The 12,736-nt window shown below is 31.7% G+C and carries 15 protein-coding genes and 1 tRNA gene; 9 read left to right on the forward strand and 7 right to left on the reverse strand.

All coding sequences use genetic code 11. The features are described from left to right. Nucleotides 1–107: 107 nt before the first annotated feature. A complete protein-coding gene (locus MUN68_RS13385) occupies nt 108–866 on the forward strand; it encodes a DUF6090 family protein (RefSeq protein WP_249996749.1) in 759 nt (252 codons plus the stop codon). A gap of 190 nt (nt 867–1,056) precedes the next feature. On the opposite strand, the gene MUN68_RS13390 is transcribed toward MUN68_RS13385, so the two are convergent. Genes MUN68_RS13390 through MUN68_RS13400 form a run of 3 tightly spaced genes read right to left on the reverse strand, consistent with a single transcriptional unit; the run spans nt 1,057 to nt 3,404 of the window. Continuing rightward, complete coding sequence (locus tag MUN68_RS13390) at nt 1,057–1,851, reverse strand: carboxypeptidase-like regulatory domain-containing protein (protein ID WP_249996750.1); 795 nt, start codon at nt 1,849–1,851, stop codon at nt 1,057–1,059. Further along, nucleotides 1,838–2,605, reverse strand: coding sequence for a carboxypeptidase-like regulatory domain-containing protein (locus tag MUN68_RS13395; protein WP_249996751.1), 768 nt, complete (start codon nt 2,603–2,605; stop codon nt 1,838–1,840). The genes MUN68_RS13390 and MUN68_RS13395 overlap by 14 nt, the downstream gene beginning before the upstream one ends. Further along, nucleotides 2,592–3,404 carry a carboxypeptidase-like regulatory domain-containing protein gene (locus MUN68_RS13400; RefSeq protein ID WP_249996752.1) on the reverse strand — a complete coding sequence of 271 codons (813 nt, stop codon included), beginning with the start codon at nt 3,402–3,404 and terminating at the stop codon, nt 2,592–2,594. Before MUN68_RS13400 ends, MUN68_RS13395 begins: the two co-directional genes overlap by 14 nt. Before the next feature lie 149 nt (nt 3,405–3,553). On the opposite strand from MUN68_RS13400, the gene pepE reads away from it, so the two are divergent. Next, complete coding sequence (gene pepE, locus MUN68_RS13405) at nt 3,554–4,261, forward strand: dipeptidase PepE (RefSeq protein ID WP_249996753.1); 708 nt, start codon at nt 3,554–3,556, stop codon at nt 4,259–4,261. 32 nt (nt 4,262–4,293) lie between these two features. On the opposite strand, the gene MUN68_RS13410 is transcribed toward pepE, so the two are convergent. Then, nucleotides 4,294–4,366: transfer RNA gene (locus MUN68_RS13410), tRNA-Gly, on the reverse strand. Between the two features lie 47 nt (nt 4,367–4,413). Then, nucleotides 4,414–4,839 (reverse strand): GNAT family N-acetyltransferase, encoded by a 426-nt coding sequence (locus MUN68_RS13415; RefSeq protein WP_249996754.1) that lies wholly within the window; start codon nt 4,837–4,839, stop codon nt 4,414–4,416. A gap of 84 nt (nt 4,840–4,923) precedes the next feature. Between MUN68_RS13415 and MUN68_RS13420 the strand changes: the two genes are divergently transcribed. Then, nucleotides 4,924–5,658 carry a M15 family metallopeptidase gene (locus MUN68_RS13420; RefSeq protein WP_249996755.1) on the forward strand — a complete coding sequence of 245 codons (735 nt, stop codon included), beginning with the start codon at nt 4,924–4,926 and terminating at the stop codon, nt 5,656–5,658. 25 nt (nt 5,659–5,683) lie between these two features. Further along, on the forward strand, nt 5,684–6,454 hold the full coding sequence (locus tag MUN68_RS13425) for a M48 family metalloprotease (RefSeq protein WP_249996756.1): 771 nt from the start codon (nt 5,684–5,686) through the stop codon (nt 6,452–6,454). Between the two features lie 61 nt (nt 6,455–6,515). Here MUN68_RS13425 and MUN68_RS13430 read toward each other — a convergent pair whose 3' ends face one another. Further along, nucleotides 6,516–6,902 (reverse strand): ankyrin repeat domain-containing protein, encoded by a 387-nt coding sequence (locus MUN68_RS13430; protein ID WP_249996757.1) that lies wholly within the window; start codon nt 6,900–6,902, stop codon nt 6,516–6,518. 261 nt (nt 6,903–7,163) lie between these two features. On the opposite strand from MUN68_RS13430, the gene gpmI reads away from it, so the two are divergent. Continuing rightward, nucleotides 7,164–8,687 carry a 2,3-bisphosphoglycerate-independent phosphoglycerate mutase gene (gene gpmI / locus MUN68_RS13435; protein WP_249996758.1) on the forward strand — a complete coding sequence of 508 codons (1,524 nt, stop codon included), beginning with the start codon at nt 7,164–7,166 and terminating at the stop codon, nt 8,685–8,687. A 50-nt stretch (nt 8,688–8,737) separates the two neighbouring features. Next, the gene (locus tag MUN68_RS13440) at nt 8,738–9,151 is read left to right on the forward strand and encodes a BT0820 family HAD-type phosphatase (protein WP_249996759.1); all 414 of its coding nucleotides are present in this window, start codon (nt 8,738–8,740) and stop codon (nt 9,149–9,151) included. Here the strand turns inward: MUN68_RS13440 and MUN68_RS13445 are convergent, their stop codons facing one another. Further along, nucleotides 9,152–10,417, reverse strand: a complete 1,266-nt coding sequence (locus MUN68_RS13445) for an acetyl-CoA hydrolase/transferase family protein (protein ID WP_249996760.1) — start codon at nt 10,415–10,417, stop codon at nt 9,152–9,154. It lies immediately after the preceding gene. A gap of 124 nt (nt 10,418–10,541) precedes the next feature. Between MUN68_RS13445 and map the strand changes: the two genes are divergently transcribed. From map to MUN68_RS13460, 3 genes are read left to right on the forward strand one after another with little or no spacing between them, the layout of a single operon-like run. Beyond that, on the forward strand, nt 10,542–11,360 hold the full coding sequence (gene map, locus MUN68_RS13450) for a type I methionyl aminopeptidase (RefSeq protein ID WP_249996761.1): 819 nt from the start codon (nt 10,542–10,544) through the stop codon (nt 11,358–11,360). 10 nt (nt 11,361–11,370) lie between these two features. Continuing rightward, nucleotides 11,371–11,766, forward strand: coding sequence for a hypothetical protein (locus tag MUN68_RS13455; protein ID WP_249996762.1), 396 nt, complete (start codon nt 11,371–11,373; stop codon nt 11,764–11,766). A gap of 36 nt (nt 11,767–11,802) precedes the next feature. Further along, nucleotides 11,803–12,567, forward strand: a complete 765-nt coding sequence (locus tag MUN68_RS13460) for a class I SAM-dependent methyltransferase (protein WP_249996765.1) — start codon at nt 11,803–11,805, stop codon at nt 12,565–12,567. The last annotated feature ends 169 nt before the right edge of the window (nt 12,568–12,736 follow it).

Raw genomic sequence — 12,736 nt, forward strand, 5'->3', positions numbered from 1 at the left:
AATAAAAATGTTGCTAATAAATTCACATTGCAAATATACTAAGTTGTGCTTCATTATCACTCACTCGAGTTAAATAATTGTTCTACCTTTCAAGAAACAACTAACCAATGATAAAATTTTTTAGAAAAATACGCTACGACCTTATGGAGAAAAAGAAAACTGGAAAGTATTTAAAATATGCTATTGGTGAAATCATACTTGTTGTTATTGGGATTTTAATTGCACTTCAATTGAACAATTATAATGAATCCTTAAATCAAAGTAATCAAGAACTAAAAGCATTAAATAATCTGAAATTGGATTTTAAATACAATGAATCTGAACTCAATAAGTCAATTATAGAACTTAAGGAAATAAATAATGCCTGCTTTACGATTCTAAATCAAACAGGCAATAAGCACGAAGAAACATTTGATATAGATAGTTTACTTCAATTTACTCCAAGTGTTCCTCAATATTTTCCTCAAAATGGATTTTTAATGGACTTAATGAACTCAGGAAATCTTGGGATAATTAAAAATGATAAATTGAGATACAAACTTTCCTCTTGGCTTCCAGCTCTCGAGACTTTAAAAAACAGAGAAAACTTAACAAGTAAATTTGATGATATTCTAATTATATATATCATTAAAAATGGCAGTTGGTTAAATTCTGATGAAAAGTCATCAGATAAAGAAATAAATGCACTAAAATTTCCAAAATCAGGATTTGAAATAAATAATAATGATTTACTTCAAAATATTGAGTTCGAAAATTTAATAGAAAATCAAATTGTATACAAATCACAATTACTTGATAATCAAATAGTTTGTTTAGAATTAATTAGGGAAATAATTATGCTTTTAGAATCTGAAACCAATGAATAACGAAAGCACAACAACGTGTATAATTAATTGCTGTGGTCATTTGGTACTCGGAAAATCCTATCGGATTTCCCTAATGGTTCGGTTTATTTTGCTAACTTAGTACTTGCCAACGCAACCAGCCATACACAAAACAGATGTTTGGATTGGATGGAAATTGATAGTTAAATTATTTTACCTAATGCAAACTATTTCAATCTTCACTTATTTGAATATTAAACGCTAAAAGCTTTTCAATTAAAAATTCAAAGAGTTTAATATCACTTTCTAATTTACAAACCTCTAAAAATTTTGAATCTTCTGAAGCAAAGTAGAAAAACTCCGTTTTTAATTCTTCTTTTAATTCAATATGCCCGAATAAATCGTCGGAGAATTCGGCAATAGCTTTATTCATACAAGCATCTTGTTCTTCTAATCTAACTAGTAACTTCAATTTTTTTGTACGTCCAGAAATTCGATTCAGAACCTTATGTATGTTTATAGTTGCGATCAAACCATAGTAATACACAAACTTACCAGCATCTGCTTCATGCAATCGTCGTTCTTTTTGTGTTTTAGGTTTTCCTGTATAACCAGGAATACCAACATCATAAAAATTAATATCAGCTTTTGCATCACTATTTTTTATATCAGACATTAAATCACCTGTTAACACTTTCCCAACAATCACCTCATCTAATTCATTTACGCGGTCTTTAAGTTGAATTGAAATGAATTTAGACTCAAATATTTCTTGAGTTACCACTATTGATTTTTTCAAGTACTGAACACTAGAAACAAGAATGGTATCGTTAATTTGGATCGGAATTTCAAAAACTCCTTTACTATTTGTAATGGTATATTCTTCTGCTGAAATATTTAATATATGAATCCCTTCAAGCTCTGCACTTGCATTAATTTGACCTTTTAAATCAATTGTTTGAGATATTCCCAGAAAAGAGATTAGAAAAGCTATAAATAAAAATGATATGCATTTAGTCGTCTTCAATTTGAGATTTAAATTCTTTTAGTTTCAGTTGCAAAAACTCCAACATTTTTAAGTTATTACCAGTTTTGTTTAATATTAAAAACTTTGGATCATCTGTTACGAAATAAAAAAACTCCACGCGTTTAGCTTCTTGTAAAGTATCAATATTGAATAACATTTCAGATAACTCAGATACTACATCATTCATTGCGTTATCAAGATTTTCTCTTGCTACTTGTCCTTTTAACTCTTTTGTACGACCAGAAAGCCAATTAAGTATTGGAGTTAAAGGCACCAAACCAGATCCTGTTGTTGCTTGATGTAATCGTCTTTCTGATTGTGTTTTTTGTTTACCAGTATAGCCAGGAATTCCTAAATCATAAAAATTTATATCACGCTTAACGTCGCTATTTTCAATATCTGAAAGTAAATCTCCAGTCAATATTTTGCCTACTACAACTTCATCTAACTCCGTAATTTTATCTGTAAGATCAATAGCTATAAATTTAGTTTGAATTATTTGCGGTGTCACCACAACTTCTAAAGGCTTATATTGAATGGCCGAAATTAGAATGGTATCGTTTACAGATGCCGAAATTTTAAATTTACCATCATCATTTGTTATGGTAAACCTATTAGCAGTTTTGTTAATGATATGAATGCGATCAATATCTGAATTTGCTATTACTTTCCCTTGTATTTCAATAGATTGAGAAAATATAAAACCAATCTGAACTAAGCATAAAATTAAAAAAAGCTTTTTAATCCTTGTCATTCTTTTTATTTAAAAAAGATTGGCTCTTCAAGCTAAGAACTTCAAGAAATTCTAACTCTTTTCCGATGTTAAGCAAGGTAAAATCAAAGCTTTCATCATCTTCCACATATCTAATAAATTCTTCGACACGATGTTCTGGAATATTAAAATTATCAACTAAAAACGAAGACCCAAAATAGTATTTAATTGTACTCACTGGAACTTCAGCTATTCCTGCAGCTTTTTTATCCTTTACTTTAGATCTAAACAATGGCAACAACAATTGACCTACAACATTACGAATGTTTAAACCATTCACCATCGTTTGTGATTGCGAATGCATGGCTATATTATTGATCTCAGTTCTATTATCATCAGTAAATTCATACTCATCACTTTTCTTTATTCCGAAGTAAAGTGCATCCAGTTTAGGATTGAACGTTTTTACACTTTTAATGTCTGTATCTAAAACTCCCGAGAGTCCTTTAGTCATGACTAGAACTTCATCCAATTTATTGATTTCCTCAATTAAAATTACACGAATACGCTTTGAATCTAAAATAGCCTGACTCACTTTAAAATCAAAATTCTGATATTGTAACGCTCTAATTTCAATAAAATCATTTAAAGTAACTGGAAGTGTAAATTCACCATTTTCGTCAGTGACAGCGCCTTTATTTGATGATGTATTATATACGGTTATTCCTTCAATGTCATTCCCTTCTACAATAATTTTCCCCTCGACAATAACACGTTTAACATCTTGAGACATTGCACAAAAACTTATGCAAAACAGTAAAATTGGCAGTAGCTTTTTCATAGGTTAGTTATTTAATATAAAAATAAATTCTCTTGATTTAAATTCAACATAAAGCCTTGTAAACTTTTGTTAAATTAAAGGTTTACTTAAATTTACAATAAATTAAATGAAGTCTACAATTGACATTCTAATAGTTTAAAATAGTTTCCATGAAAAATATTATTATAGCAAGTACATCAACCATTCATGGCAGTGGTCCTTTAGAATATTTATTAGATGAACTCACCGTTTTTTTCAAAGACACGTCAGAAATACTATTCATTCCATATGCTAGACCTGGCGGAATTTCTCATGATGAATACACTTCAAACGTCAATAAAGCATTTAGTCAAATAGGAAAAGTGGCTAAGGGCATTCACGAGTTTGAAGATCCAAAAACAGCTATAGCAAATGCCAAAGCTATTTTTACTGGAGGAGGAAACACCTTTGTATTGGTTAATCAACTCTATAAAAATGGGTTGTTAGAATCTATTAAACAAGCTGTTAATTCTGGAACTTCATACTTAGGAACAAGTGCTGGAAGTAATATTTGCGGACTTACAGTAAACACGACTAACGACATGCCAATTGTGTATCCACCAAGTTTTAAAACGTTTGGCTTTGTCCCTTTTAATATTAATCCGCATTATTTAGATCCTGATCCTACAAGTACACATAAAGGTGAAACACGAGAAACACGTATCAAAGAATTTCATGCTTTTAACACACAACCTGTTGTTGGAATTCGTGAAGGAAGTTGGTTAGCCGTAAATGGAGATTCTATTATTTTAAAAGGTTCCTTAAGTGCTCGAATATTTGAACATGGCAAATCTCCTTATGAAGTTGAGCCTGGAATTGAATTAAATACATTAAAATAAATAAGCCTCATCGATTAGGATGAAGCTTTTAGAGCGAGAGACCAGGTTCGAACTGGCGACATTCAGCTTGGAAGGCTGACGCTCTACCAACTGAGCTACTCTCGCATTCTGAGCGCAAATATATAAATACGAAGTACTTTTCAAAGAAAAAACTATAACTTTTTCAAAAAATGATAGCCTAAAATTTCAAAACCTTCATTATAGTAAAATTTATGTGAAGAATAGTTTTGAACATAAGTATTTAATTCTGCTGCTTTTACACCTTTGGTTTTCACGTGATTATAAATCCATTCTAAAAATTGTTTTCCTAAACCTTTATTTCTGTAGTCTTCCGAAATGAATACATGATCTAATTCAACACTCTTTCCTGCATAATGCCGCGTGCAATACCAAAGCCCAGAAACGCCAATCAATTTTTGACGATCAAAAATTACAGCACATTCATAATTTTCAGTAACCATTACTGCAAAACGTTCTTTTAAAATATCATCAGAACATTTATGGCTCGTTAATTGTTGTACTAATGGTATAATGTCATTTATTTGGGAAGGCTCTAAAATTTGAAACTGAAATGACATAATTATTAATTTTTAAGTGAAGATAATTATTTCTAACTGAAATCGAATTAGTAAATTCACTTATCCATTAAGCAAAAAAACATATTGAAACGTAGACAATTTATAAAAACAACATTAGCTTCTGGACTTGCATTATCTATAGCTCCACAATTAGCCTTTCAATCTCATTCAAGTTCAATTAATTATGAAGAATTGATTGGAAAAGGCAATCCTGATCTCTTAGGCGAAGGATTTCAATTAAGAAAAGAAGCACATGATGCTTTTGTAAGATTAAAAACTGAAGCCCTTAAAAGTGACATTCACATTCAAATTGTGTCTAGTTATAGAAGTTTCGATCATCAAAACAGAATTTGGGAACGTAAATACAACAGAAACATTAATACAGGATTAACGCCTCAAGAAAGCATTAAAAAAATTATAGAATACTCAACCATACCAGGAACTTCTAGACACCATTGGGCAACAGATATTGATATTATTGATGCCAATGTTTCACAACCTTCATCTGTTTTACAACCAAGACATTTTGATGGTAATGGTTGTTTTAGAAAGCTCAAATTATGGATGAATCACAATGCAAATGCTTTTGGGTTTCACCTTGTATATACAAACCAACAAAACCGTAAAGGTTTCAAATATGAGCCTTGGCATTATAGTTACAAACCACTTTCTAGTCACTATTTAACCCAATACAAAAACTTAAATATCAAAAATATTATTACAAATGAAGATTTATTAGGAAATAAGTTTTTTTCTGAAGAATTCATTTCTAAGTACTTAAACGAAAATGTTTTAGATATTAATCCGGAACTTTTGTAAATTTAAAGCATTAACAAACGAAATCATGAGAGGAAAAAATTTAAAGATCAGACTTTTAATTGGTGTAGCAATCGCATTATTTTTTGTCGTAAAAAGATGTAGTCAGCGAGAAGAAAATAAATATACAGGTCGCATGCAAACCATCTCAATGACACCAGATAAAGAAATACAAATTGGTTTAGCTAGTGCTCCTGGAATGGCACAACAACATGGAGGCTTACATCCAAACACTCAATATCAAGCCTTAGTTGATGATGTTGGCAATAAATTAATTAACAACAGTATCGCTAGAGAAACACCTTATGAATATGAATTTCATTTATTAGCCGATCCAAATGCTATTAATGCATTTGCGTTGCCTGGAGGACAAATATTTATTACTTATGCGCTATTCTCGAAATTAGAAAATGAAGATCAACTTGCAGGTGTTTTAGGACACGAAATCGGCCATGTTTTAGGTCGTCATAGTGCAGAACGTATTGCTGAAAGTGAATATTGGCAAGGTCTAGCAACAGCAGGATCTGTTGGAGGTGATATTGGTGGACTCGTAAGCGGAATTGGTCAAAACACTTTACTTACAAATGGTAGAGATGACGAATTAGAAAGTGATGATTTAGGCGTGAAATTTATGATGAAAGCTGGATATCAGCCACAAGAAATGATAGATGTTATGGAAATTTTAAAAGCAGCAGCTGGTCCAAATAGAGTTCCCGAATTTCAAAGCACACATCCAGATCCAGAAAATAGAATAGAAAAAATAAAAGCCTCAATTGAAAAATACAAAAAGACGCTTTAACAAAAAAGCGCCTTTTAACTAATTAACTCAAATAACAGTCATTTTTAATGACCTATTTTTTTTAAGAATCTAAACTTTTTAAATAACTTAATGCATCTTTAGCATTTGATGATTCTGCATACTTTTCTGCAGTCATACCTTTGTCGCTTTTAATATTCAATTTTGCACCATTTTCAACTAAAAGCTTTAAAATATCTAAACGGTTATATTTTGCTGCATACATTGCAGGTGTTAATCCGTTAGATGTTTTGTTGACGTTAATTCCTAAGTCTATTAATTTCTGAACAGTTTCGATATCTCCTTTTGCAATAGACATACAAAAAGGACTAACTGAAGATTTTTTAGCAAGTACTTCAATCGTTGAAGAATTACTAATTACATTTTTTGCATTTAAAGCTGTTACTGAAAATGCCATTGCGATTGCAACGATTACTACTGATTTTTTCATGATGAAAGATTTTAAATTAATTGATTGTTTTTTGATTATACTAAATAGACGACATATTTCAAGAAATGTTACACTTCAAAAACATAAATAACATTTTTTTAACTATTTGTAAACAAATATGTTAAGGCTGTCATAATTTTAAAACCACTCATAACCCCTTTTAAATCATAGCTTAATCTATTTATAAAATACTTTATTTTGTAACATTATTATTGTCATTTCGATTTAGAAACTTTTATATTTGGAATTAAACAACATAACATGAATAAAAAAGTAATTTTGATGATTCTTGACGGTTGGGGAAAATCTCCTGACCCAAAAGTATCTGCAATAGATAATGCTCAAACTCCTTTTATAGACTCGCTATACTCAACATATTCTAATGCATCTTTAAGAACAGATGGTCTTCATGTTGGTTTACCTGAAGGGCAAATGGGAAATAGTGAAGTTGGGCATATGAATCTTGGTGCAGGAAGAATTGTGTATCAAGATTTAGTTAAAATAAACTTAGCTGTTGAAAACAATACTTTAAAAGATGAACAGGAATTGGTTGCTGCATTTAATTATGCAAAGGAAAACAATAAGCCTGTTCACTTTGTAGGATTGGTGAGTGATGGAGGAGTACATTCACATATTAATCATTTATTTGGATTGATTGATGCTGCAAATGATTCAGGTGTTGAACAATCCTTCGTTCATGCGTTCACTGATGGTCGTGATGTAGGTCCAAAATCTGGATTTGGATTTATAACTTCTTTAGAGAATCATATTAAAAACACCAATACGAAACTAGCTTCTGTAACTGGTCGTTACTTTGCTATGGATAGAGATAAACGTTGGGAACGAGTCAAATTAGCTTATGATGCCGTTGTTAATGGCAGTGGTGAATACTCAAAAAACGCTACAGATTCTATTCAAAACAGTTATGATAATGATATTACAGATGAGTTTATCAAACCAATTATTATGGTTGATGATAACAACAATCCTGTGACTAAAATACAATCAGGTGATGTTGTCATCTTTTTTAATTTCAGAACCGATCGAGGACGAGAGCTTACGGAAGCACTTTCTCAAAATGATTTCCATGAACAAAACATGCACAAACTTGATTTGTATTATGTTACTTTAACAAATTATGATGATTCATATAAGGGCATCAAAGTCGTTTATAATAAGGATAACCTAACCGAAACACTAGGTGAAGTTTTAGAAAAACATCACAAAAAACAAATTAGAATTGCTGAAACAGAAAAGTATCCTCATGTGACCTTCTTCTTTTCAGGAGGACAAGAAAAACCTTTTGAAGGTGAAACACGAATTTTAAGAAACTCACCAAAAGTAGCTACTTACGATTTAAAACCAGAAATGAGTGCTTATGAACTTCGTGATGCTTTAATTCCTGAGCTTCAAAAAGGAGAAGTTGATTTTGTATGCTTAAACTTTGCAAATGGAGATATGGTTGGCCATACTGGAGTGATGGAAGCTGCCATTAAAGCTTGTGAAGCTGTAGATATCTGTGTAAAAGATGTTATAGAAACGGCTTTAGAAAAAGATTATACAACGATTTTAATTGCAGATCATGGTAACTGTGAAACCATGATTAATCCTGACGGCTCACCTCATACAGCTCATACAACTAATCCAGTGCCAATTATATTAATCAATAACGATCATACGATAATTAAAGATGGAATTTTAGGAGACATAGCACCTACAATTCTTAAACTTATGGATATTGAACAGCCAAAAGCTATGACGCAAAAATCATTAGTAACGTTATAAATCAAAAAAAATATATTTATTGTATTTTAGCCAATTAGAAGGAATAACCTATGAATTTTTTAGATAAACTTGTTATTGCCATAGATTTTGATGGAACAATAGTGGAAGATGCATACCCAAAAATTGGAAAACCTCGCATCTTTGCATTTGAAACCTTGAAACGATTACAACAAGAAGGGCATCGACTTATCTTATGGACCTATAGAAGTGGCTCAAAACTTGATGAAGCTGTACAATTTTGCAAAGAGAATGGGATAACTTTCTATGCTGTAAATCAAAGTTTTCCAGAAGAACAATACGACAATTCTGTAAGTCGAAAAATTTATGCCGATATTTACGTAGATGACAGAAATATAGGAGGAGTTCTAGGTTGGGGCGAAGTGTTTCAATTAATCACTAAAGAAACTCCTGATATAAAGACAATACCTAGTAAGAAAGGGTTTTTAGGTCTTTTTAAAAAATAGTCACACCATTTCAAAATAGGCTTGATCTAATTCTGCTCTGTGATTAGGATGCGCAATTTCTACTAAAGCTTTCACACGTTCCTGAATTGTTTTACCATATAAATTAGCAACGCCATACTCTGTAACGACATAATGTATATGAGCTCTTGTTGTTACAACTCCTGCTCCCATTTTTAAAGCTGGTACGATTCTACTGATTCCTTTTTTTGTGATTGATGGCAATGCAATAATTGCTTTACCTCCTTCGCTTAAAGATGCACCTCTAATAAAATCCATTTGTCCACCAACACCAGAATACATTTTTGAGCCTATTGAATCTGCACAAACTTGCCCTGTAAGATCTACTTCAATTGCAGAATTAATCGCAACCATTCTCGGATTTTGTTTAATTACAGACACATCATTCACATAATCTGAAGAACGCATTTCAACAAAAGGATTATCATTCACATAATCATATAAACGTTGTGATCCCATCAAAAAAGTAGCCAACGCTCTACCAGGATTGACACCTTTATAGTTTCCATTGATGACATCTTTTAAAATTAAATCAATAACACCATCTGAGAACATTTCGGTGTGCAATCCTAAATCCTTATGATTATGCAATCTTGACAACACAGCATTTGGAATGTTACCAATACCCATTTGTAATGTACTTCTATCTTCGATTAAATTAGCGACATAATCTCCTATTTTGGTTTCAACAGCAGTAGGTTCACTTACAGGATGTGAAGGCAAAGGCTCATCACATTCTACAAATGCATCTATTTCTGTGATGTGTATAATTCCGTCACCAAAAGTTCTTGGCATTTGTGTATTAATCTGTGCGATTACATGATCGGCATTATCAATAGCAGCTAAAGTAGCTTCAACTGAAACTCCAAGAGAACAATAGCCATGCTGATCTGGAACAGATACATGAATTAAAACGACTTTTAAATCCACGATATTGCGTTTAAACAACAAAGGTACTTCACTTAAAAAAACTGGAGTATAAGACCCATTACCAGCTTTTAAAGTATGACGTACATTTCGTCCAATAAAAAAAGAATTTACATGAAAGCTTTTAGCGTATTCTGGATTTGCATATGGTGCATCTCCTTCGGTATGCAATTGACAAATGGTCACATTACGCAATTCTTCATGTCGATCTGCAAGTGCTTTTACAAGAACAGATGGCACTGCTGCTGCAGCTTGAATATAAATTTTGTCATTTGACTTTACAACTTTTAAGGCGTCTTCAGCGCTCACTGCTTTATACATTTGGTTTCGATTTTATAATAATACAAAGTTAGTTTATAGATGAGATTCAAAAACTGTCAAATATCATGTTTAAGTAAAACTTTTAAATTTTAATTTTGAGTATCTTTGCTCATATTTTTCAAACATGATTATAGTAAAAACCAAAGAAGAAATTGAATTAATGCGTCAAAGTGCATTAGTGGTTTCTAAAACCTTAGGAATGCTAGCTAAAGAAGTAAAAGCTGGTGTAACCACAAATCAATTAGATAAACTCGCAGAAGATTTTATAAGAGAACAAGGTGCTGTACCTGGTTTTTTAGGACTATATGATTGTCCGTCAACATTACTTTGCAGTGTTAATGAAGCAGTTGTTCATGGCTTACCAACTGATATTCCTTTAAAAGATGGCGATATTGTTTCTATAGATTGTGGCTCAATAATGAATGGGTTTTATGGTGATCACGCCTATACTTTTGAAATAGGTGACGTTGCTCCTAAAACGAAAAAGCTAATTCAAATAACTAAAGAATCGCTTTATGTTGGTATTAATGAATTAAGAGTTGGTAAACGCGTTGGTGATGTTGGTTTTGCGATTCAAAATCATTGTGAAGCTCATGGGTATGGTGTTGTTAGAGAATTGGTTGGTCATGGTTTAGGTCGGAAAATGCACGAAGATCCAGAAATGCCAAATTATGGTCGAAGAGGTCGTGGTAAGAAATTTATTGAAGGTATGGTAGTAGCAATTGAGCCAATGATAAATGGAGGAACACATCGTGTAAAGCAATTAAAAGACGGTTGGACTATTGTAACACAAGATGGTAAACCAAGTGTGCATTTTGAACATGACATTGCTATAGTTGATGGGAAACCTGAAATTTTATCAACCTTTGCATATGTTCATAAAGCTTTAGGAATAGAAAGTGATGAAGAAAATAAATTCAGGCAAAAAGCGTTAGTATTATAAACTAACCTTCATGATTAAAAAAATAGTTTTCTGGTCGCTTGGCATAATTGCTTCACTTGCGATACTTTTTATATTCTATTTAATATTTATTGTAAAAATCGGACCTGTAGATACAAGCAAAAAAAATAGTATAGAAGTTTCTGGTGTTATTGACAGCTTATATGAAGGTGGAGTTAAAGACCTTGTAATTAAACTAAAAGACGATTCGAATATATATTATATTAATCGTGCTCTTGAAAATGGTTTTGACTTAGATGATGTCAATACAACGTTATTAGGAAAAGAAATAACATTGTGGCATTCAAAATCTTGGAATGGTTCTGATGGTGGTCATATGATGCAACTTAAACACAAAGACTCCATTTATTTCACAGAATGGAAAACACCTTTACCAAGTAATAATTAAAACCTATTTTTGCAACTTAAGCCTTAATCACTTCTGTTGAAAAAACTCTTCAAAATAATTCTAAACACCATTCCAAGACCTTTATTAATTAGGTTGAGCTATATCGCTCGTCCTATTCTTGCTTTCTTTTTAAGAGGTAACAATTTTATAGATCCAATTGATGGCAAAGAATATAAAAGCTTTTTACCCTATGGTTATGGAAACCAACGTAACAATGTGTTGTCGCCTTCTACACTATCATTAGAGCGTCACAGGTTGCTTTGGTTGTACTTAAAAAATGAAACGGATTTCTTTACAGCGGAAAAGAAAGTCCTTCATTTCGCACCAGAACAATGTTTTTTAAAACGTTTTAAAAAACTAAAGCATATAGATTATACAACTACCGATTTAGAATCTCCTATTGCTGATGTGAAAGCAGATATATGCAATCTTCCATTTGAAGATAACAGTTACGATGTGATTTTATGTAATCATGTTTTGGAACATATACCAGACGACACGAAAGCCATGCAAGAATTGTTTCGTGTGATGAAACCTGGAGGTTATGGTGTGTTTCAAATTCCTCAAGATGTATCAAGAGCTGAAACTTTTGAAGACAATACCATTACAGACCGAAAAGAACGTGCAAAAATATTTGGACAATATGACCACGTTCGCGTCTATGGTCGTGATTATTTTGATAAGCTTCGTTCTATCGGTTTTAAAGTGGAAGAAGTTGATTACACGACTCACCTTTCCGAAGAAGACGTTACAAAATATTGTTTAGCAAAAGGCGAGATTATTCCAGTGGTTTCAAAATAAAAAAAGCTGAACTAAATACATTTAGAACAACTTTTTTATAATCATAGATTAATAGCATTTATAAGACAACTTATATTTCAAAAGGTCACATAAAAAGCTACTTTTTTAATTTTAATATGGTTAGACTGCTTTCAATTTAGAAAAATTGCACTATAACAGTTGCTATAAT

It is taken from the genome of Psychroserpens ponticola, assembly GCF_023556315.2.
GTDB classification, from domain to species: domain Bacteria; phylum Bacteroidota; class Bacteroidia; order Flavobacteriales; family Flavobacteriaceae; genus Psychroserpens; species Psychroserpens ponticola.

Bases quoted from the DNA above. Each gene is read 5' to 3' on its own strand.
- MUN68_RS13430 (WP_249996757.1), bottom strand. From the start codon at position 6,902: ATGAAAAAATCAGTAGTAATCGTTGCAATCGCAATGGCATTTTCAGTA.
- MUN68_RS13425 (WP_249996756.1), top strand. From the start codon at position 5,684: ATGAGAGGAAAAAATTTAAAGATCAGACTTTTAATTGGTGTAGCAATC.
- MUN68_RS13455 (WP_249996762.1), top strand. From the start codon at position 11,371: ATGATTAAAAAAATAGTTTTCTGGTCGCTTGGCATAATTGCTTCACTT.
- MUN68_RS13415 (WP_249996754.1), bottom strand. From the start codon at position 4,839: ATGTCATTTCAGTTTCAAATTTTAGAGCCTTCCCAAATAAATGACATT.
- MUN68_RS13445 (WP_249996760.1), bottom strand. From the start codon at position 10,417: ATGTATAAAGCAGTGAGCGCTGAAGACGCCTTAAAAGTTGTAAAGTCA.
- pepE (WP_249996753.1), top strand. From the start codon at position 3,554: ATGAAAAATATTATTATAGCAAGTACATCAACCATTCATGGCAGTGGT.
- MUN68_RS13440 (WP_249996759.1), top strand. From the start codon at position 8,738: ATGAATTTTTTAGATAAACTTGTTATTGCCATAGATTTTGATGGAACA.
- MUN68_RS13395 (WP_249996751.1), bottom strand. From the start codon at position 2,605: ATGACAAGGATTAAAAAGCTTTTTTTAATTTTATGCTTAGTTCAGATT.
- map (WP_249996761.1), top strand. From the start codon at position 10,542: ATGATTATAGTAAAAACCAAAGAAGAAATTGAATTAATGCGTCAAAGT.
- MUN68_RS13385 (WP_249996749.1), top strand. From the start codon at position 108: ATGATAAAATTTTTTAGAAAAATACGCTACGACCTTATGGAGAAAAAG.
- MUN68_RS13400 (WP_249996752.1), bottom strand. From the start codon at position 3,404: ATGAAAAAGCTACTGCCAATTTTACTGTTTTGCATAAGTTTTTGTGCA.
- gpmI (WP_249996758.1), top strand. From the start codon at position 7,164: ATGAATAAAAAAGTAATTTTGATGATTCTTGACGGTTGGGGAAAATCT.